Genomic DNA, 18,657 nt, shown 5'->3' with positions numbered 1-18,657 from the left:
ACCTCCTCGGGGCGGTGGGCGGCCGGCGGTCACATGTGGCCCGCCGTTGCGGCGAACGCTATGACCGGCGCCACACCCAGGCCATGGAGGCGATCCATACATTTACCGGCGTACGCGTGTGCCCCCGCCCCACATAAAAACGACGCCGGTCGATTCGACCGGAGTCGAATCGACCGGCGCCTCCAGAGCCAGGTCGCTCCCGCTAGCGGCGGTCGGGGATCCACCTGGCGATGGGACCGAGCCGGGTCCGCAGGCCCGCCAGACCGCCGGGGAAGAAGTACACGGCGAGGATGAACACGGTGCCCAGCACGAACAGCGGCTGCGACAGCGGCCCGCTCAGCACGCCCGGCAGGCTGTCCACCGCGTCGGAGCGGCCGAAGGAGACCAGGCGGTAGTCGAGGTACGTGAACAGCATCCCGCCGATGAGCGGGCCCCAGCGGGTGCCGGGGCCGCCGAGCACCACCATCACCAGCAGCGTCAGCGTCTGGTCCGACGCCGCCACGTGCGGGGTGGCGCCGCCGATCAGCAGCGCGTACATGGCCCCGGCGAGCCCGGCGAGGCCGCCCGCGACGGTGAACGCGAACAGCTTGTACCGGTACGGGTCCAGGCCGAGCACCCCGACGCGGCGTTCGTCGTCGCGGACGGCGGCGAGGACCCGGCCGGCGGGCGCGTCGGCGATCGCGTGCACGACCAGGACGGTGACCACGGCGACGGCGACCGCGAGCCAGTACAGGTTGACGGTGTTGGTCACCCCGACCAGCGCGGAGGGTACCTGCGTGGTGTCCATCGGCAGCCCTTCCTCGCCGCCGGTGACGCCGCCCGGGTCGCGGCCGATGGTGATCGCGCCGACCTGCGCGAAGGCGAGGGTGACCATGGCGAAGGCGATGCCGTTGGTGCGCAGCGCGACCGCGCCGAGCAGCGCGGCGGCGCCGGCCGTGCCGACGACGGCGAGGAGCACCGCCTGCCACAGCGGCAGCCCGGCCTTGGTGACGAGCACGTCGGTGCCGTAGACGCCGCCGGCGAAGTAGAGCGCGTGCCCGAAGGACAGCAGGCCGGTCCGGCCGAACAGCAGGTCGTAGCCGGTGGCGAGGGCGCCGAAGACCAGGCACAGCGCGAGCAGCTGCAGGGTGCCGGGCTTGTTGAGCGCCGCGTCGAACACGCCGGGGATGGAGATCGACCAGTACGGCAGCGCGATCAGCACGACCAGCACGACGAGCGGGCCGAAGCGGGCCGGGTGCGGGCGGCGCCGGGGGCGGGCCTGGGTGGCGCCCGGGGTCACCGCGGTGTCCGTCATCATGAGGTGGCGACCTTTCCGGTGATCCCCTGCGGGCGCACGAGCAGCACGATCGCGAGGAGCGCGACCACGCAGATGTCGCCGAGGCCCGGGGAGGTGTAGTTGACGAACTGCTGCAGCAGCCCGACCGCGACGGCGGCGTACGCGGCGCCGACGACGGAGCCCATGCCGCCGATGACCACGACGATGAAGCCGAAGATGAGCAGCGAGCTGCCGCCGGTCGGGGAGATCGAGCCGGCGTAGACCCCGCCGAGCGCCCCGGCCAGGGCGGCGGCGGCGCCACCGATCGCGAAGACGAGCGTGAAGGCGCGCCGCACGTCGATGCCGAGGGCGGTGACCATGGACCGGTCCTCGACGCCGGCGCGGATCACCAGGCCGATGCGGGTGTACTTGAGGAAGGCGAGCAGCCCGGCGAGCACGACCACGGCCGCGCCGATGAGCAGGAACCGGTCGTTGGGCACGCGGGCGCCGGCGACCTCGGTGAGCTCCTGCGTCCACCGCGGCCGCGGGTAGGTGCGCGGGTCGGCGCCCCAGGAGGCCTGCAGCAGCGCCACCCCGGCCAGCGACAGCCCGACGGTGACCAGGACCTGCTCGATCGTGCGGGAGTACAGGGGCCGGATGAGGACCAGCTCGACGAGCGCGGCCACGGCGGTGCCGCACACCACGCCGAACGCGACGGCGAGGACGAAGCCCCAGCCGGACGCCCCGGCGCCGGGGAGGTTGCCGGCGGCCCACCAGGTGCCGTACGCGCCGACGGACAGGAACAGCCCGTGCGCGAAGTTCAGCACGTCGGCGAGGCCGAACACCAGCGCCAGACCGGAGGCGACCAGGAAGTACAGGGCGGCCAGCCCCAGCCCCGTCAAGGTCAACAGCACAACGGTGCTCATGCGTGGTCCCCCTTGCCGACGCCGAGCAGCGCCTTGGTCTTCTCGGTGTAGTCCAGCAGGTCGCCGGCGGCGCCGGTGTACGCGACCCGGCCGTTGGCGATGACGACGGCGTGCCGGGCCATCCGCCGCACGACGGCGAGGTTCTGCTCGACGAGCAGCATCGGCACCACGGCCGCGACCGCCTCCAGGGCGGCGGCGACCTCGGTGACGACCTTCGGGGCGAGACCCTTCGTCGGCTCGTCGATGAGCAGCAGCCGGTTGGGGTTGAGCAGGACCCGGCCGATCGCCAGCATCTGCTGCTGGCCGCCGGACAGGGTGCCGGCCCGCTGCCGGGCCCGCTTGCGCAGCTCCGGGAACAGCCCGTGCACGGTGTCGTAGTCCGGGGCGGTGCCGGCCCGCTCGGCGAGCCGAAGGTTCTCCGCGACGGTGAGCCCGGCGAACACGCCGCGGTCCTCGGGCACGTAGCCCAGGCCCTGGCGGACCAGCCGGAACGTCGGCTGCCGGGTGATGGCGGCACCGTCGAAGCCGACCCGGCCGGTGATCTCCGCGGCCCGCGGCATCAGGCCCAGCACGGCCTTCAGGGTGGTGGTCTTGCCGACGCCGTTGCGGCCGAGCAGCGCGGTGACGCCCTGCGGCTGCACGGCGAACGTGACGCCCTGCAGGATGTGCGACCCGCCCACCTTGACCGACAGGTCGGATATGTCCAGAATTGGCTGGCTCACAGCGTCACCTCCGCTTCGCTCCGGCGCCGCCGCGAGCCACACCTGAGCCTCCGGTTCGCGGCCCGAGCCGCTGCGCTGGCCGCTCACAGCTTCTCCCCCAGGTACGCCTCCTGGACGGTCCGGTCGGCCATGACGACGTCCGGGGTGTCGCAGATCAGCAGTGCCCCGTGGTGCATGACCGCGACCCGGTCCGCCAGGTCCAGGACCACGTCCATGTGGTGCTCCACCATGAGCACGCTGCGCCGCTCGTCGCGGGTCAGCGTCTTGATCAGCGCGACCAGGCCCGGCACGTCCTCGGCGCTGACGCCGGCCATCGGCTCGTCCAGCAGCAGCACCTTCGGCTCGCCGGCCAGCAGCAGCGCGATCTCCAGCTTGCGTTTCTCGCCGTGGGCGAGGGTGCCGGCCAGGGTGCCGGCGCGGTGGTCGAGGCCGACCCGCCACAGGACCCGCTCGGCGCGCTCGGCGATGTCCCGGTCGGCGCGCGGCAGCGGGAACGGCCGGACCGACCCGCCGCGGCGGGCCTGCACGGCCAGGCGCACGTTCGCGGCGACGGTGAGCGAGCCGAACACCGACGAGGACTGGAACGTGCGGCCGAGGCCGCGGCGGGCCCGCCGGTGCGGCGCCAGCCGGGTGATGTCGTGCCCGGCGAGGGTGACCGAGCCGTCCGTCGGCCGGCGCAGCCCGGAGATCAGGTTGAACAGCGACGTCTTGCCGGCGCCGTTGGGGCCGATGACGGCGAGGAACTCGCCCTCGGCCAGGTCGATCGACACGTGGTCGACGATCGCCACCTCGCCGATCTTCCAGGTCAGCCGCCTGGTGGACAGCAGGCCGGTGGCCGGGGCGTCAACCGCCCCGGCCGCCGGTGCGTTGCTTCGGGGGGACAAGCCTCAGCCCTTCATCTGCACGACCGGCGGTGCCGCGTCGGCCGGGTCGATCGCCTTCACGAGCTCCGGCTTCAGCTCGGCGCCGGAGCCGGAGAACTTGCCCTGGAACATCGGCTGCAGCAGGGCGTGGTCCTCCTTGCGGACGGTCAGTTTGCCCTTGACGCCGTCGAAGCTCCAGCCCTCCAGGGCGGTGACCATCTTGTCCACGTCGTCGCCGCCCTCGCCGGCCGCCCGCACGACCATCTGCGCGGCGGTGAAGCCGTCGGGGTGGAACAGGTCGAGCTTGCCGCCCTCGACGCCCTTGCGCAGCGCGGCGGTGGCCTCGTTGTCGCTGGCGCCGTCGAAGTAGTGCGCGAGCAGCGACAGCTTGCCGCCGGCCGCGCCGAACGTGGCCCAGGACGCCCGCTGGTCGATGCCGGTGACGACCATGGTCGAGCCGAGCACGCCCTGCTGGTCGAGGGCCTGCCACATGGCCGGGGCGGTGGTGCCGGCCCACGCCACGAAGATCATGTCGGCCTTCGCGTTCTTGGCCTGCGCCGCGAAGCCGGTGAACTCGGTGGCGCTGGCCGGGACGAACAGGTTCTCCACGGTGGCGCCGGCGCCGCCGATGACGGCCTTCACCGCGTCGGCGTTGGACTTGCCGAAGGTGCCCTCCTGGGCGAACACGAGGACCTTCTTGCCGGTGGGCGCCGACAGGTAGGACTTGGCCGCGAGGACGTCCTGGTAGGACTGGCGGCCGGAGCGGAAGGTGTACTTGTTGACGCCGGTGACCGCGTCGGACGCGGCCGGGCCGGAGACGAACAGGACCTTGTTCTGCGCCGCGAGGGGCGCGACCTGGCCCGCGACGGCCGAGCCGGTGCTCCCGGCGATGATCTTGTACCCCTGGCCGATGAGGTCCTTCGCGGCGGAGACGGCCTTCGCCGGGTCGCCGGCGTCGTCGACCTCCTTGACCTCGACGGGCCGGTTGCCGACCTTGCCGGTGCCCTTCGTGGCGTAGGCGAGGCCCGCCTTCCAGCCCTCGATGTACTGCTTGCCGTAGCCGGCCAGGGCACCCGTCTGCGAGTACACCAGGCCCACCTTGATCGGGGTGCTGTCCCCGGCGGGCTCCTGCGCCGCCTCCTGGGGACTGCTGCAGGCGGACGTGAACGCCGCCGCGATACTCATGCCGAGCGCCGCGAGCAGTAGCCGCCGCGGCGCACTCGTCTGCCGAATCACGCTTCCTCCGTATGAGCCCTGTGTGAACGCCTTGTTAAGGCCAGCGCCTGCTGGCGGTGTTCGCACACGCTAGGAGTGGCGTCGGGCACGGAGCTATGTGGGCAGGCCACACAAGTCCGGGAGAAGGCCCGGTTCGATGCGCTACGACAGCGCCACGAGGTCGAGGAACGCCCCGAGCATCGGCAGGAACGCGGGTGCGTGCTCACCCTCCGCGACGTGCAGCATGTGATCCGCGCCGGGCAGGACGGCCACCGCGTTGCGCCCGCGGTGCAGCCCGGGCAGCCGCTCGGCGAGCACCGCGACGCTGCGCTCGACCGGGACGAGCTCGTCGGCGGCGCCGTACAGGGCGAGGATCGGGCAGCGCAGGTGCGGGATCAGGGCGGCCGGGTCGAAGCGCAGCGCCCGGGCGAGGAACGCGAGGGTCTCCACCGTGTCGTACGGGGCGGCGGCCACCGCGGCGTGCCACGGCCGGCCGGCGTGGCGGTCCTGCGCGGCGAGGATCTGCGCGGGCGGGTCGCCGACGGCGAGGCGGGCGGCGCGCTCGTCCACCCAGCGCATCGCCTCGTCGACGACCGCCGGCGGGTGCCCGAGCCGGCGCAGCATCCGCTCGGTGCGGACCCGCTCCTGTTCGGCGACGCCGACCGCGGGCCCGGACACGGTGACCACGAAGTCGACGGCGTCGGGCCGGCCGGTGGCGGCCAGCAGCGTGACCCACCCGCCCTGGCTGTAGCCGATGAGGCCGGCGCGCTCGACGCCGGTCTCGGCGCGCAGGGTGGCGAGGGCGGCGAGGGACTCCTCGGCCCGGTCGGCGAAGGTCTGGGCGCGCCAGTCGCCGGGTGAGCCGCCGCAGCCGGGCTTGTCGTGCCGCAGCGTGGCGACGCCGAGCCCGGCGAGGTGCCCCGGGACCGTGCCCCATTCGTGCCTGGTCGCGGGGCCGGAGCCGTCGACCAGCACGAGTCCCGCCCGCGGCGGCGCGGCGGGCACGGCGATGACCGCCCGCAGGTCACCGACCGTCGTGTCCAGCTCCCGAACAGCCATGAGGCCCTCCCCACGCTGAACATAACAGTGTGGGGAGGGCCCATTGACGGACGGCTACGGTTTCTTCGCCGCCGGCGCCGACTGGTAGGACTTGAGCAGGTCCATCTTGGCCTGGTCGACGGTCTTCCAGTCGTCCTTCAGGATCCCGCCGGTGTCGCCGGAGTTGGGGTTCCAGGACCAGTACGTGTAGCTGAGCCCGTGCTCCTTCAGGTACGCGATGAGGTGCCGCTGCCAGATGCCCTCGAGGTCCTTGTTGCCCTGGGCGTCGGTCTCGGCGACGGACCGGCCGCCGAACTCGCCCATGAGCACCGGCGCGACGTTGTTCTTGACGAGGTAACCGAACTGCTTGTCCCACAGGGCCGGCATGTTGGCCGGGAACGCGGGGTCGGTGAACCAGCGCTGCGACCACACCTTGGGGCTGTAGTCGTGCGCGGAGTAGACCAGCTTGGACTGGTCGGACAGCCGGACCGGGTCCTTGGCCGCGCCCTGCAGGTTGCCGCCCCACCAGTACCCGTCGCCGTCGTAGGACTCGATGCCCTCCACGACGATCAGCCAGTTCGGGTTCTCCGCGAGGATCGCGTTGCCGGCCCGCTCCGCGGCGGCCCGCCAGTCGGTCTTCTCCCCGCCGGTGCCCCAGGTGGCCTCGCCGTGCGGCTCGTTGTGCAGGTCGGCGCCGACGACGAGGGAGTTGTCGCGGTAGCGCTTGGCGAGCATCTTCCAGTCGGAGATCCAGCGCTCCTCGCTGACCTTGTCGGTGTACCAGAGGTTGCTCTGGCCCTGCGAGGTCGGCCGGTGCCGGTCGAGGATCACCATCATGCCGCGCTTGGTGATGCCCTCGACGACCCGGTCCATGATCTGCGGGCCGGTGAGGCCCTCCAGGGTGGGGTTGAGCTTGTAGTCCACGCCGTTGGGCTTGGCGGTGGCGTCGAACAGCTCGTTGCTGAACGGCAGGCGCACGGAGTTGAACCCCTGCGCCGCCATCTGGTCGAGCATGTCGTCCAGCGACCGGGACCACAGCCCGTGCGGGGCGAACGTGTTGGTCTCGAGGCCGAACCAGTTGACGCCGGTGAAGGTGACCGTGGCGCCGGAGGCGTCCACGATCCGGTTGCCGGCGGTGTGCAGCGGCAGCCGCAGCTGCTGGCCGGCGGCGTGCGGGCCGTCCGCCTTCTTCTCGGCGGAGTGGTACAGGGCGACACCACCGGCGGTGACGGCGGCGGCGAGCGCCAGGGTGGCGCTCAGCCACACGAGACGGGAACGCTTCAACTTCTGACCTGTCCTCACGTACGACGACGTCGGGCAGGTCAAAACATTACGGAACGGGAAATTTCAGTTCAGCGTACGAATGTCCGAATTGTTCATGGTGCGATCGGACGGGACGGGCATGGCGCAATTGGCGGAGACGGTCATGGCGCGACCGTAGGAGCGTCCCAGTCCGCCGCCCGGACGACCGCCTCGAGCTTCGAGCGGGCACCCATCTTGGACAGCAGGTGCCGCACGTGGCTGCGCACCGTGGTGTAGCTGATGCTCAGCTCCCGGGCGATGTCGCGGTTGTCCATGCCGGAGGTCATCAGGTTGAGGATCTGCCGCTCCCGCGGCGTCAGGCTGTCCAGCCGCCGGGCGTGCTCCGCGGAGCGGTGCGAGCGCTCCCGCCGCCGGGCGAGCAGCTTCGCCAGCTGGCGGGCCGGCACCAGGATCTCCCCGTCGATCGCCCGGCGGACCGCGTCGGCGACGTCGGCGCCGCCGGCGCTCTTCACCAGGTACCCGGCGGCACCGGCCTCCAGGGCGGCGAGGACCACCTCGTCGCTGTTGTCGGCGCTGAGGAACACGACGGCCACGTCCGGCAGGTGCGCCCGCAGGGCGGCGACCGCCTCCGGTCCGGTGCCGTCGGGCAGCCAGTAGTCGCACAGCACCACGTCGACCCGTTCGACGTCGGCGAGGTGCTCGACCTCCCCCACGCCGCCGGCGATCGCGACGACGCGCAGCTCGGGGTGCTCGTTGAGCAGGGCGGCGAGGCCTTCGGCGACCACCTGGTGGTCCTCGACGATCAGCACGCGGTAGCGCATCAGGCGGCTCCTTTGGATTGCAGGTCGGCGCCGCGCGGCACCCAGAACGTGACGGTGGTGCCGCTGCCGGCGACGCTGCTGATGCGGAACCAGCCGCCGGCCAGGGCCGCCCGCTCCCGCATCAGGACCAGGCCGAGGTGCCCGGCCCGGGTCTCGAAGTCACTCTCGGCGTGCTCGGTGCCGATGCCGTCGTCGACGACCCGCACCAGGTAGCCGTCGTCCTGCTCGCCGAGGATGACGGTGCACTCGTCGGCGTCGGCGTGCTTGCCGACGTTGGCGACGGCCTCCTGCAGCATCCTGAACAGCAGCAGCCGGGTGGGCAGCGGCGGTTCGTCGCCCAGCCGGTCCTGCAGGTGCACGGCGAGCGAGTGGTCCTCGGCGAGCCCGTCGAGCAGGTCGCGGGTGGCCGCGGCGAGGCCGTCGCTGGTCAGCTTCGGCGGCCGGAAGTCGAAGATCAGCCGCCGCAACCGGTCGGCGGCCAGGGCGAGGCTGTCCTCCAGCTTGCCCAGCAGCTCCAGGTCGCGCGGCTCGCGCAGCCGCCGGCGCAGGTGCTGCAGCCGCAGCATCGCCGCGGTGATCACCTGCAGGCTGTCGTCGTGCACCCCGGCGGCGATGCGGGCCCGCTCCCGCTCCTGGGCGAGGATGACGTCGCCGAGCGCCTGCTCCTGCGCGACCCCGGCCTGCTGCAGCCGGGCCACCCGGTGCTCGAGGCTGGCCCGGGACATCCCGCCGGAGCCCTGGTCGTCCACGGCGAGCACGACCAGCCCGCTCGGGTCGCCGGGCAGCGTGCGCAGCCGCACGTCGACCGGCAGCTGCGTGCCGTCCGGGCGGCGGATCGCCGAGGTCGTGTACACCGGCTCGCCCTCGACGGCGGACGCGTCGAGGGCGGCCCGCGGGTCGCTGACGAGCAGGTCGTCGACGCGGCGTCCGACGAGGTCGGCGGTGGCCCGGTCGAAGAGCGTCTCCGCGGCGCTACTGGCGAGCCGGACCACCCCGGCGGCGTCGAGCACGATCAACGCCTCCGGGGCGGCCCGGAATGCCTGCCAGTACACCGGGGCTATTTCTCCAGATCCTTCGGCAGGACGTACGGCTTCGGCGTCGGGATGTCCACCGGCCCGCCGGACGAGTCGACCTTGAAGTTGACCGTCGCGGTGGAGCCGCTGAGCTGGCCACGCAGCTCGAAGATCACGCTGTTCTCGGTGTTGCCGGGGATCGTGTACTGCCCGACGGCGCGGGCCGTGCCGTTCTTGTCGACCCGGAACGCCGACACGAGCTCGCCCTTGGCGCCCTTGGAGGTCTTCACGTAGACGTGGACGGCCTCGTTCGGCGCGAACTGCGTGGCGTAGAAGTTGACCACCGTGCCGGGCAGGCCGCCGTAGGCGTTGGTGCGGGCCTGCGGCGTGTACGGCAGGATCGTGAACCCGGACGAGGTCGCGGCCCGGCTCTGCTCGCCGATGAACACCAGCGACTGGGAGCCCTTGAGCTGGTAGGGCATCGTCAGCCCGGCGCCCTTGAAGGCACCGGCGCCGTCGGTCGTCACCGCCATGACCGGCTGGCCGCCGGCCGAGTTGAGCCGCACCAGCACCCGCTCCCCCGGCGCGAACCCGGCGCCGGAGAAGGTGATCGACTGGGTCGCCTTCACCGCGTACGGCGCGAGCTTGATCGACGGGTACAGCCGCAGCACCTGGAACGGCGCGCTCGCCGCCGCACCACTCGTCTTGCCCACAACCACCAGACTGGTCGTGCCGACGGCCGTGACACCAACCCTGATCGGGGTCTTACCCACGGAACCATCCTCGTCGGCCTTGAGGGTGAGGCTCGGCTCGCCGTTGATCCGGCCCCAGAAGACCGACAGCTCCTCGCCCGGGGAGAACCCCTTCACCGTCAGGTTGATCGTGTCGCCGGGCTTGCCGACGACGGCGGACAGCGTCGCCTGGCCGGCGCCCTGCGCGACGGCCGCCTCGGCCTTGGCGACCTTGTCGCTGCCCCGCGCCTGGGCGGTCACCTCCAGCACCGGGGTCGTCATCTTGCTCGGGAAGGCGAAGTTGACGGTGAAGATCCCGTACTTGCCGGCCTTCGCGGTGCCGACCTGGACCGGCTTGGCGGCCGTGGCCTTGGACGGTTTGCCCTTGCCGGACGGCTGGGCGGCGGCCGCGGACGGCCCGAGGTACACGTCGACCATGGAGCCCTGGTCGAACCCGTTGCCGTTGACCGTCACGGTGCTGCCCAGCCGCACCAGGCCGGGGTTCAGCGTGATCATCGGCTCGCCGCCGCCGTGCACCATGACACCGTTGAGGTCGACGGTGGGCGCCTTCGGCGCCTTCGTCGTCGGCGCGTCCGTCGGCGAGTCGCCGCCCCCGCCGAACGACGGCAGGCCCGGCGCCTCGATGCCGAGCGCCGGCAGCACCGACCGCCCGACGCTGACCAACAGGAACGCGGCGACCGCGGCGATCAGGAGCCGGCGGCCGGAGATCTTCGGCCGGGACACCCGCCGGCGGCGTTTCGCCGCCGCCGGACGGCGTTTCGCCGGTGCCAGCCGGCGTTTGAGGGTCTGCATCGTCACTCCAGCTCACTCACGAGGTTGCACCGATCTTGATGATCTGCAGTGAGACGTCGCCGCGGGTGGCCTCCCAGACGGTCTCCCCGTGCTGGTCGATCGCCTCGATGATCCAGGTCTCGCCACCGCGTTCGAGGGCGTCGCGCATCTTGTTCGACATCACGACGTAGTCGACGTTCTCCCAGCTGGAGGCGAAGACCTTGTCCCGCACGTCCGGGTCCGACGTGGCCTTGTAGTGCGGGTGGGCGTACTTGTACGGCGGGTCGTTGTCGTGCAGCGCGACCCAGATGTCGTCGTCGATGATGAGCTTCGCGTCCGTCGGCACGTTCGCCTTGATCCACGCGACCTGCTGCTCCTGCAGGCGGGTCAGCGGCAGCCGGTACGCGTCGCTGAACTCCAGCTCGCCCTTGGTGTTGTACTTGACCAGGAACCCGCCCGGCATGACCAGCACCGGCACCAGCAGGCAGGCGACGAGCACCGCCGCCCCGGGCGGCTTGGTCCGCCGGGTCAGCCAGCCGAAGAACATCCCGAGGTTCAGCGCGAACAGCGGGACCATCGGCGCGATGTAGAAGTCGAGCAGGGCGCTGCGGGTGAGGTAGAAGCCGTAGCCGGCGGCCATCAGCGCGCACGCCAGGATCGGCCCGCGCAGCCGCTTGTTGCGCCGCCCGGCGAACAGCCCGAGCACGGTCGCGGCGGTGCCGGCGATGAGCAGGTACCGGTCCTTGAACAGCCAGCTGTCCTGCAGCAACGTGGTGAAGGACAGGCCGTTGCTGCTGTTGGAGTTGCGGTGCAGCTGCCACCACACGGTGTACAGCAGCGACACGTGGTCGCCGGGCGTGGCCGCGGCGAGGTTGAAGTTGAACCCCTCCGGGAACAGCTCGTTCTTGATCTGCGCGAAGAGCAGGTAGCCGATGACCGGGGCGATGGCGGCGAACCACCAGAACGACATGCTGAACCGGCGGTTCGGCTGCTCCTTGATCGTGCGGTGCAGCAGGTACGCGCAGCCGGGCAGGATGAACAGCGCGTTCTCCTTGGTCACCAGGGCCAGGCCGAAGCACAGCCCGGCGCCCATGACGGTGACGATCCGGCCGTCCTTGCGGGCCAGCAGGTACAGGCCCAGCAGGATCCACAGCATCATCAGGTTGTCCAGCAGGACCTGGCGCTGGTAGTACACGCCGAGCGGCGACACGTTGAACACGAACGCGGCCAGGAACCCGCCGGCCTTGCTGCCGGTGAACCGCCGCACGATCTCGTACAGCAGGAACACCGACACCAGGTGCACGATGAGCATCAGCACGCGCCCGGTGTTGATGGCGTTGCCGAAGGCGTTGAAGCCGCCGGGCAGGATCGCGACCCAGCCCGAGATCGTGAGCCAGCCCATCGGCGCGTGGTCGTAGAAGTACGTGTACGGCGACAGCTTCCCCTCCCGCAGCACCGACCACGCCTGCTCCATGTAGATGCCCTCGTCGGTGAGGTACAGCGGGTAGCGGAACATGTTCCAGCCGTGCGTCACCAGGCCGATCGCCAGGCTGACGATGATCAGCGGCCAGCCGCGCGTCTGCGGCGCGACGGTCTTCTTCCTCGGGGCGCCCGCCGGCGTCCCCGGGCGCTGCAACAGGTCAGCCGACATTGGTCAGCTCCGCCGTCTCCGCCGCGGTGCGGTGCGCACCGACGTGGGCCGTCTTCTCCCAGTTGCGCTCACCCTTGACCTGCCGCCACAGCGCCCGTGCCGCGGCGTAGGACAGCACCATCTGGTACGGGAACCAGGTGATCGCCATCTTCACCACCGTCGCGGGTGTGGCCTTGAGCCCGTGCGCGCCGGTGAACTCGTACAGTCCGACGACGCTCATCACGAAGTGCGCGCCGAGCAGCAGTACCGGCAGCCAGGACAGCATCGCCACCGGCACCGGCACCGTCAGCACGAACGCGCTGAGCAGCGCCACCGGCAGGTAGATGCCGAGCATCGCCTGGACGTGCGGGAACGCCAGGGTGTACCAGGCGAGGAACCGCTGGCGGCGGGTCGGCATGAGCTTCCACGTGCCCTTGCCGAGGGTCTGCATGAAGCCTTGACACCACCGGGTCCGCTGCTTGATGAAGCTCTGCAGCGTCGGTGGCGTTTCCTCCTTCGTGACGTAGCGGTCGTCGTACACGACCCGGACCTTCTCCCCCATGCTGGAGATGCGCAGGCCGATGTCGGCGTCCTCGGTCAGGTTCGACTCGTCCCAGCCGCCGAGGCGTTCGATGAGCCCCCGCTTGAAGAACACGGTGTTGCCGCCGAGCGGGATCGCGCCGTTCTTCGCGTGGTAGTGCAGCCGGCTGCGGAACCAGAAGAAGTACTCCAGGACGTTGAACGTCGAGTACCAGTTGGAGTCGAAGTTCATCAGCTGCACCCCCGCTTGCACGCAGCCGACGTCCTCCTCGGACATGATCGTGTTGACGATGTCGAACAGCTGCGGCTGGACCTCGTCCTCGGCGTCGAAGATCGCCACGACGTCGTTCGTGGCGTAGCGCAGCGCGGTGTTGAGCCCGTGCGGCTTGTTGATCGGGCCGTCGTCGAAGACGACCACTTCGACGTTGGTGCGGCCCATCGCGCGCAGCCGGTTCACCTGCGTCTGCGCCTGCTCGATCGTGCCCACGTCGTCGGCGGAGCACACCACCAGGATCTGCACCAGGTGCGGCGGGTAGTCAGCGGACGCGGCGCGGGCGATGGTGTGCTGGATGACCTCCTCCTCGTGCCGTGCCGGGAGGATGGCGGTGAAGGAGAGTGTTGGTATAGCACGTCGATCGGGCACCCGCGCCCTGTCGCCGGCCTCCGGCTGGTCCCACGTGTAGATCATGAGGTACAACGCATGCGCCGCCTGCACCGTCAGCACCAGCGAGATCAGGGTGAGAATGGTCAACACCAGCTGTTCCATCGGTGCGTTCACTCCAAATCCACTTCGAGCTGACGGCGAAGTTGACGGCGAACCCGGCGACGATGCCGATCAGGTTCGCTGGCAGGTAGTGCATACCGAGCGCGACCAGCAGCTGGACCGCGACGACGTTGACCGGCAACGCGGCGAGGCCGGCGAGACTGAAGTACGCGAAGCGCTGCAACGACAGCCGGCTGCCCCGACGACCCTGCCGGAACGTCCACAGTTCGTGCAGCACGTAGTTGGTGACCAGCGCGAGCTCGACGGCGGCGACCGTGGCAGGCAGCAAGGGCAGTCCCAGCCCTCCGTGCAGGACCACCAGCGTTGCGTTGTTGACCACCACACCGCCGGCTCCCACCAGCGAAAACCGGCCCAGCCGGCGCAAGTTGGGCGTCACGGTGCAACGGTGCCCGCGCAGGAGCCCGCCTTACATCACGCCACGGTCTGGCGGAGGCGGCGACCTTCGTCCTCCCCCATTCGGCGTACACCGAACGGCACCGGCATCGTGGTGATTCGCCGCCGCACCGGGGTATAGCGCGCGGCGATGAGTATCAAGATCTTGATCGCCGACGACCACGCGATGGTCCGTGAGGGCCTCCGCGGCTTCCTGGCCCTCAGCGGCGACCTGGAGACCGTCGGTCTGGCCGGCGACGGGCGCGAGGCCGTGCGCCTCGCCCACGAGCTGCGGCCCGACCTCGTCCTCATGGACCTGCTCATGCCCGTCCTCGACGGTATCTCCGCGACCGCCGTCATCCGCAGGGAGCTGCCCGGGGTCGAGGTCGTCGCCCTCAGCGGCTACCTGGAGCCGCAGCTCATCGCCGACGCCCTGCACGCCGGCGCCGTCGGCTACCTGCTCAAGGACACCTCCTGCGACGAGCTGCACCGGGCGGTGCGGGCCGCCGCCGCCGGCCAGGTGCAGCTGTCCCCGGCGGTCGCCGCCCGCCTGGTGCGCGACGTGCACGTGCCGACCACGCCGCCGCAGCTCACCCGCCGCGAGGAGGAGGTCCTCGTGCTGCTGGCCCGGGGCCGGGCCAACGGACAGATCGCCCGGGAGCTGCACATCGCGCCCCAGACGGTGAAGACGCACGTGAGCAACATCCTGCAGAAGCTCAACGCGGAGAGCCGCACGCAGGCCGCCCTGTACGCGATGCGGGTCGGCCTCGTCCCGGTGCACGCGGCGGCCCCGAGTTGAGGCACCTCGCGGCGCTGCACGCCCAGCTGCGCGGCGGCGCCCCGGCGGAGGAGGTGCTGCGGGCCGTGTGCGACCGGGCCGGCCGGGCGCTGCCGGCGGCCGCGGTGCTGATCTTCGACGCGTCGGGCCGGCTGCGCGGCGGCACCGGCGACGGATGGCCCGGCCTCGACGAGATCGTCGCCGGGGCGGTGCGCACCGGACGTCCCGTGCTGCGCGGCCCGGTCAGCGCGGTGCCGCTGCCCGGCCAGGCCGGCATCGCCGGGCCGCCCGGCGTGATCGCGGCCGTCGGCCGGCGCCGGCCGGTGCCGCCGCGCCGGCTGGAGGCCTTCGCCGGGGTGGCCGCGGTCGTCCTCGGCACCGGCGAGCACCAGGCGACCCGGGAGCGTGAGCGGCTGGCCCGGGAGCTGCACGACTCGGTGGTCCAGACGCTGTACGGCATCAGCCTGGGCGCCGGCACCGCCGCCGAGCTCATGCACGGCGACCCCGCCAACGCCCGGGCGTCGCTCGCCTGGATCCAGGAGACCGCCAGCGCCGGCCTCAGCGACCTGCGCGGCATCATCGTCCGGCTCCGCCCGGAGACCCTCGTCGGCGCCGGGCTCGCCACCGCGCTGCGGCGCATCGTCGACGCGCTGCACCTCGCGCCCGGCACCGGCGCCGTCCCGCCCGGCTGGGGGCTGCAGCTGGAGGCCGAACCGGCGGTCAGCCCGCAGGTGGAGGAGGCGCTGTACCGCATCGCCCTGGAGGCGCTCGGCAACGCCGCCCGGCACGCCGGCGCCTCGCAGGTCACGGTGCGCCTCGCCGGCGACGACACCCGGGTCGTGCTGGAGGTCGTCGACGACGGCGTCGGGTTCCAGCCCGGCGGCCCCGACGGCGGGCCGGCCGGCGGACCGGGGCGGGTCGGGCGGCTCGGCCTGCGCTCCATGCGGGAGCGGGCCGAGCTGGTCGGCGGCACCCTCGACGTGATGAGCGCGCCGGGTGCCGGCACCGTCGTCCGGGCGATCCTGCCGTCCTCCGCCGCCGTCCTCGTGGGGTGAGGCGGCGCCGCCGCGAACGGGTGACCGTTGGGTCATGCGCGTGGTAGTAGATCTCACCAAGTGCCAGGGGTACGCCCAGTGCGCCTTCCTGGCTCCCGCATCGTTCCAGATGCAGGGCGACGAGGCTCTCATGTACGACCCCGCCCCCGACGACGACCAGCGCGAACGCGTCGCCCGCGCGGCTGCCGCCTGCCCCGTGCAGGCGATCCAGGTCGACCGGCTGTCGGTGCAGGACATGCCGCCGGTCCAGGTCCAGGACCGCCCGTCCCGCATCGTGATCGTCGGCGCGTCCCTGGCCGGGCTGCGCGCCGCCGAGGCGCTGCGCGAGGAGGGGTTCACCGGGTCGCTGACCCTCGTCGACGGCGAGGACTGCGAGCCGTACGACCGGCCGCCGCTGTCGAAGCAGGCCCTCAGCGGCCGGGTGCCGCCGTACGCGACCGCGCTGCCGCACAGCGACGACCTCAACGCCACGTGGAAGCTCGGCGTCACCGCGACCGGCCTGGACCTCGCCGCGCGCCGGATCGTGCTCGGCGACGGCAGATCCGTGCCGTTCGACCGGCTGCTCATCACCACCGGCGTGCGGGCCAGGCCGTGGCACGACCCCGTCGAGGCCGCGCTGGACGGCATGTTCGTGCTGCGCACCCGCGAGGACGCGCAGCGGCTGCACGAGCGGCTCGCCGCGATCGCACCGTTCGGCGCCGCCGCGCACCTGCGCACCGGACCGCCGCCCGCCGACGAGGGCCCGCCGCACGAGGGCCCGGCGCCGCGGGTCCTGGTCATCGGCGCCGGGTTCGCCGGCTCCGAGATCGCCTCCACGTGCCGGTCGATGGGCCTGGACGTCATCGTCGCCGAGGCCGCCGCCACGCCCCTCGCGGGCGCCCTCGGCGGGGTGATCGGCGCCGTCGCCGCCGACCTGCAGCGCGAGCACGGCGTCGACCTGCGCTGCGGGGTCACCGTCGAGGCCATCGAGGGTGACCCGGAGGGGCGGGTGCGCCGCGCGCGCTTCTCCGACGGCACCGAGGCCGACGTCGCCGTGGTCGTCGCCGCGCTCGGCGGGGTCCGCAACGTCGAGTGGCTGCGCGAGTCGGGGCTCGCGGTCGGCCCGTGGGGGCTCGCGTGCGACGCCGGCTGCCGCGCCTTCGACGTCAACGGCCTCGTCCTGGACGACGTGTTCGTCGCCGGTGACGTGGCCCGCGCCCCGAACCCGATGTTCGGCTACCAGTTCCTGGCCCTGGAGCACTGGGGCAACGCGGTGGCCCAGGCGGAGGTCGCCGCGCACAACATGGTCAGCGACGAGGCCGACCGCTGGCCGCACCTGCACATGCCGAAGTTCTGGTCGCTGCAGTTCGGCACCAACATCAAGGCCGTCGGCGTGCCCACGTTCGCCGACGAGGTGGTCATCACCCAGGGCTCCGTCGAGCAGCGCCGCTTCGCCGCCGCGTACGGGTACAAGGGCCGCCTCACCGGCGCCGTCACCTTCAACCACGGCCGCTGGCTGCCGTTCTACGAGCGGCTGATCGAGCAGGCGGCGTCGTTCCCGCCCCGGTTCACCACCGTCGACCAGCCCGAGACGATGGTGCCGGTCCCGGCCGAGGTGCCCGACCCGAAGTTCCTGGCCCGCGACGCCACCGTCGTGGTGACCGGGCACAGTCCCAGCTCCCGGTCCGCGTCGTTCGTGAGGGGGCCCCGATGACGACGTCCGTAGGCTCGGTCTTCAACGCGGTGCTCGACCCCGTCAACCGCCACGACCCGTATCCGCTGTACACGTCGCTGCGGCGCACCCCGGTCGGCCGCGAACCCGACGGCACCTGGCTGGTGACCACGTTCCGGGAGGTCACCGCGCTGCTGCACGACCCGCGGGTCAGCTCCGCGTTCACCCCCGCCGACGAGCTCGTCGGGCTGTCGCCGAGCTTCCTGCGCACCGACCCGCCCGAGCACGACCGGCTGCGCCGCCTCGCCAACCGGCAGTTCGGCCCGCCGCACCGCCCGACGCTCGTCGCGGACCTCCAGCAGTCCTTCGAGGGCATCGTCGACCGGCTCGTCGCCGACTTCCCACCGTCCACCGTGGACATCGTCGACCAGTTCGCCTACCCGCTGCCGGTCCTGGTGATCTGCGAGCTGCTCGGCGTGCCGCTCGCCGACGAGCCCCGCTTCCGGACGTGGATCGACGCGGCGCTGTCGGCCGGGCAGCCGCGGCAGACCACCGCGTTCCGGGAGCTGGCCGACTACCTCGGCGAGCTCGTCGACGCCGACCCGGAGCCGGGCCTGCTGCGCTCCCTCGCCACCGACGACGGCCCCGACGGCCGGCTCACCCGCGACGAGCTGGTCAGCACCGCGCTGCTGCTGCTCATCGCCGGGCACGAGACGACCGTGAACCTGATCGCGAACGCCTCCCTCGCGCTGCTGCGCGAGCCGCGCTGGATCGACCGGCTGCTGGCTGCCCCGGGGTTCGCGGTGCCGCTCGTCGAGGAGGTCCTGCGGTGGGACCCGCCGGTGCAGTTCCTGCCGTGGCGCACCGCGCTCGACGACATCCCGATCGCCGACGTCACGATCCCGTCGGGCGCGTCGATCACCCTGCTGCTGGCCGCCGCGAGCCGGGACCCGGCGCACGTCAGCGACCCCGACCGGTTCGACCCGGACCGCCGGCCCGTGCAGCACCTCGGCTTCGGCGACGGCATCCACTACTGCTTCGGCGCGCCGATGGCCCGGCTGGAGGCGCAGGTGGCGCTGCAGGCGCTCGCGCCGGTCCTGGCCCGGGCGCGGCTGCTGGAGGACCCGCCGGTGTACCGGCCGAGCCCGATCCTGCGCGGCCCCCGCCACCTGCGGGTCGCACTGGACTGAACCGGCCCGGGACGGTGG

General features: G+C 72.2%; 16 protein-coding genes and 1 pseudogene. 4 read left to right on the top strand and 13 right to left on the bottom strand.

Features of this window, described 5'->3' with window-relative positions; translation table 11 throughout:
• Positions 1-202: 202 nt before the first annotated feature.
• The 13 genes and pseudogenes from OP18_RS01775 to OP18_RS62440 form a co-directional block, all read right to left on the bottom strand.
• On the bottom strand, positions 203-1,294 hold the full coding sequence (locus OP18_RS01775; protein WP_033356803.1) for a branched-chain amino acid ABC transporter permease: 1,092 nt from the start codon (positions 1,292-1,294) through the stop codon (positions 203-205).
• Positions 1,294-2,181: a branched-chain amino acid ABC transporter permease gene (locus OP18_RS01770; protein WP_033356802.1), complete on the bottom strand. Its 888-nt coding sequence runs from the start codon at positions 2,179-2,181 to the stop codon at positions 1,294-1,296. The genes OP18_RS01775 and OP18_RS01770 overlap by 1 nt, the downstream gene beginning before the upstream one ends.
• Positions 2,178-2,903 (bottom strand): ABC transporter ATP-binding protein, encoded by a 726-nt coding sequence (locus OP18_RS01765; RefSeq protein WP_033356801.1) that lies wholly within the window; start codon positions 2,901-2,903, stop codon positions 2,178-2,180. The genes OP18_RS01770 and OP18_RS01765 overlap by 4 nt, the downstream gene beginning before the upstream one ends.
• 83 nt (positions 2,904-2,986) lie before the next feature.
• Positions 2,987-3,730, bottom strand: a complete 744-nt coding sequence (locus OP18_RS01760; RefSeq protein WP_033357024.1) for an ABC transporter ATP-binding protein — start codon at positions 3,728-3,730, stop codon at positions 2,987-2,989.
• A 60-nt stretch (positions 3,731-3,790) separates the two neighbouring features.
• Positions 3,791-4,951, bottom strand: a complete 1,161-nt coding sequence (locus OP18_RS01755) for a substrate-binding domain-containing protein (RefSeq protein ID WP_052386071.1) — start codon at positions 4,949-4,951, stop codon at positions 3,791-3,793.
• Positions 4,952-5,143: 192 nt separating this feature from the next.
• The gene (locus OP18_RS01750) at positions 5,144-6,040 is read right to left on the bottom strand and encodes an alpha/beta hydrolase family protein (RefSeq protein WP_052386070.1); all 897 of its coding nucleotides are present in this window, start codon (positions 6,038-6,040) and stop codon (positions 5,144-5,146) included.
• 54 nt (positions 6,041-6,094) lie between these two features.
• Positions 6,095-7,303 (bottom strand): glycoside hydrolase family 5 protein, encoded by a 1,209-nt coding sequence (locus OP18_RS01745; protein ID WP_033356800.1) that lies wholly within the window; start codon positions 7,301-7,303, stop codon positions 6,095-6,097.
• 140 nt (positions 7,304-7,443) lie between these two features.
• Positions 7,444-8,103 (bottom strand): response regulator, encoded by a 660-nt coding sequence (locus OP18_RS01740; RefSeq protein ID WP_033356799.1) that lies wholly within the window; start codon positions 8,101-8,103, stop codon positions 7,444-7,446.
• The gene (locus tag OP18_RS01735) at positions 8,103-9,155 is read right to left on the bottom strand and encodes a PAS domain-containing sensor histidine kinase (RefSeq protein ID WP_052386069.1); all 1,053 of its coding nucleotides are present in this window, start codon (positions 9,153-9,155) and stop codon (positions 8,103-8,105) included. The genes OP18_RS01740 and OP18_RS01735 overlap by 1 nt, the downstream gene beginning before the upstream one ends.
• Before the next feature lie 5 nt (positions 9,156-9,160).
• Entirely contained in the window at positions 9,161-10,660 is a 1,500-nt protein-coding gene (locus OP18_RS01730; RefSeq protein ID WP_156089230.1) for a hypothetical protein, read from the bottom strand.
• Between the two features lie 16 nt (positions 10,661-10,676).
• Positions 10,677-12,290: a glycosyltransferase family 39 protein gene (locus OP18_RS01725; RefSeq protein WP_081970166.1), complete on the bottom strand. Its 1,614-nt coding sequence runs from the start codon at positions 12,288-12,290 to the stop codon at positions 10,677-10,679.
• Complete coding sequence (locus OP18_RS01720; RefSeq protein ID WP_245635217.1) at positions 12,280-13,563, bottom strand: glycosyltransferase; 1,284 nt, start codon at positions 13,561-13,563, stop codon at positions 12,280-12,282. Before OP18_RS01720 ends, OP18_RS01725 begins: the two co-directional genes overlap by 11 nt.
• Positions 13,564-13,648: 85 nt before the next feature.
• Positions 13,649-13,891 (bottom strand): annotated as a pseudogene (locus OP18_RS62440) (GtrA family protein); the annotation flags it as partial.
• A gap of 225 nt (positions 13,892-14,116) precedes the next feature.
• On the opposite strand from OP18_RS62440, the gene OP18_RS01715 reads away from it, so the two are divergent.
• From OP18_RS01715 to OP18_RS01700, 4 genes are read left to right on the top strand one after another with little or no spacing between them, the layout of a single operon-like run.
• On the top strand, positions 14,117-14,764 hold the full coding sequence (locus OP18_RS01715; RefSeq protein ID WP_033356798.1) for a response regulator: 648 nt from the start codon (positions 14,117-14,119) through the stop codon (positions 14,762-14,764).
• Complete coding sequence (locus OP18_RS51945; RefSeq protein ID WP_052386067.1) at positions 14,761-15,798, top strand: sensor histidine kinase; 1,038 nt, start codon at positions 14,761-14,763, stop codon at positions 15,796-15,798. The genes OP18_RS01715 and OP18_RS51945 overlap by 4 nt, the downstream gene beginning before the upstream one ends.
• Before the next feature lie 34 nt (positions 15,799-15,832).
• Positions 15,833-17,491, top strand: a complete 1,659-nt coding sequence (locus OP18_RS01705; RefSeq protein WP_033356797.1) for an FAD-dependent oxidoreductase — start codon at positions 15,833-15,835, stop codon at positions 17,489-17,491.
• On the top strand, positions 17,488-18,639 hold the full coding sequence (locus OP18_RS01700; RefSeq protein WP_033356796.1) for a cytochrome P450: 1,152 nt from the start codon (positions 17,488-17,490) through the stop codon (positions 18,637-18,639). Before OP18_RS01705 ends, OP18_RS01700 begins: the two co-directional genes overlap by 4 nt.
• The last annotated feature ends 18 nt before the right edge of the window (positions 18,640-18,657 follow it).

It is taken from the genome of Dactylosporangium aurantiacum, from assembly GCF_000716715.1.
In the GTDB taxonomy this organism is placed as follows: Bacteria; Actinomycetota; Actinomycetes; order Mycobacteriales; family Micromonosporaceae; genus Dactylosporangium; species Dactylosporangium aurantiacum.
Note: the sequence above shows the minus strand (reverse complement) of the source record. Positions and strands in the feature narration are given on the sequence as shown.

Coding starts and splice junctions, on each gene's coding strand:
- OP18_RS01700 (WP_033356796.1), top strand. CDS start 17,488: ATGACGACGTCCGTAGGCTCGGTCTTCAACGCGGTGCTCGACCCCGTC.
- OP18_RS01715 (WP_033356798.1), top strand. CDS start 14,117: ATGAGTATCAAGATCTTGATCGCCGACGACCACGCGATGGTCCGTGAG.
- OP18_RS01730 (WP_156089230.1), bottom strand. CDS start 10,660: ATGCAGACCCTCAAACGCCGGCTGGCACCGGCGAAACGCCGTCCGGCG.
- OP18_RS01750 (WP_052386070.1), bottom strand. CDS start 6,040: ATGGCTGTTCGGGAGCTGGACACGACGGTCGGTGACCTGCGGGCGGTC.
- OP18_RS01705 (WP_033356797.1), top strand. CDS start 15,833: ATGCGCGTGGTAGTAGATCTCACCAAGTGCCAGGGGTACGCCCAGTGC.
- OP18_RS01755 (WP_052386071.1), bottom strand. CDS start 4,951: ATGAGTATCGCGGCGGCGTTCACGTCCGCCTGCAGCAGTCCCCAGGAG.
- OP18_RS01775 (WP_033356803.1), bottom strand. CDS start 1,294: ATGACGGACACCGCGGTGACCCCGGGCGCCACCCAGGCCCGCCCCCGG.
- OP18_RS01725 (WP_081970166.1), bottom strand. CDS start 12,290: ATGTCGGCTGACCTGTTGCAGCGCCCGGGGACGCCGGCGGGCGCCCCG.
- OP18_RS01770 (WP_033356802.1), bottom strand. CDS start 2,181: ATGAGCACCGTTGTGCTGTTGACCTTGACGGGGCTGGGGCTGGCCGCC.
- OP18_RS01740 (WP_033356799.1), bottom strand. CDS start 8,103: ATGCGCTACCGCGTGCTGATCGTCGAGGACCACCAGGTGGTCGCCGAA.